Origin of the sequence: Gordonia sp. 852002-51296_SCH5728562-b, from assembly GCF_001665475.1 — a bacterium.
Taxonomy (GTDB): Bacteria; Actinomycetota; Actinomycetes; order Mycobacteriales; family Mycobacteriaceae; genus Gordonia; species Gordonia sputi.
Window position 1 is genome coordinate 1 of sequence record NZ_LZMI01000056.1, and the last position, 665, is coordinate 665.

Annotated in this window: 1 protein-coding gene; it reads left to right on the top strand. The window is 63.9% G+C overall.

Annotation, left to right across the window (positions count from 1 at the left end; genetic code table 11):
• Window positions 1-665, top strand: a 665-nt coding sequence (locus A5766_RS09685) for an HNH endonuclease signature motif containing protein (protein ID WP_156527427.1), incomplete at both ends; no start/stop codon positions are given.

Below are 665 nucleotides of genomic sequence, written 5' to 3' on the forward strand. Positions count from 1 at the left end.
GCGGCGGCGGCGTTGCGGGATCAACGCTCACCCGCCCAACGCAACCACGACGCCTTCTCCGCCCTCCTCGGGCAGGTGTTGGAATCCGGCATGCTCGGCAACACCCATCGGGGATTACCGATCCAGGTAATCGTCACCACCAGCCTGCACGAGTTGGAAGCACAAGCAGGGATCGCACAAACCACATCCGGAACACTCCTGCCGATCGGCGACGTGATCGAGATGGCCGCCTCCGCCGGTGCGAGTCAGTATTTGGCGGTGTTCGGTGACCACACCAGCATCCCGCTGTATTTGGGTCGGTCGAAGCGGATCGCCACGCTGGGGCAACGGTTGGCCTCGTTCGCCTCACCGGGCGGGAAGATGTGTTCGGCACCGGGTTGTAATCAACCCGCGTCGCGGGTGCAGATGCATCACGCCGCGAAAGACTGGGCCGACGGCGGCTTGACCGACATCGACCAGTCGGTGCCGGCGTGTGATGTGCACAATCGGCGGGTCGGCAAAAAGCCTGGGCAGTTCACCACCCGCATGATCACCGACGGACCCGATACGGGCCGTGTTGCGTGGCGACTCAACGCCAAACCGGGCATGCCCGAGAATCCCGAACGCATCAACCGCATCGCCGACGTCAAAGCCGACTTCCACGACTACCTCACCGCCGAACACAC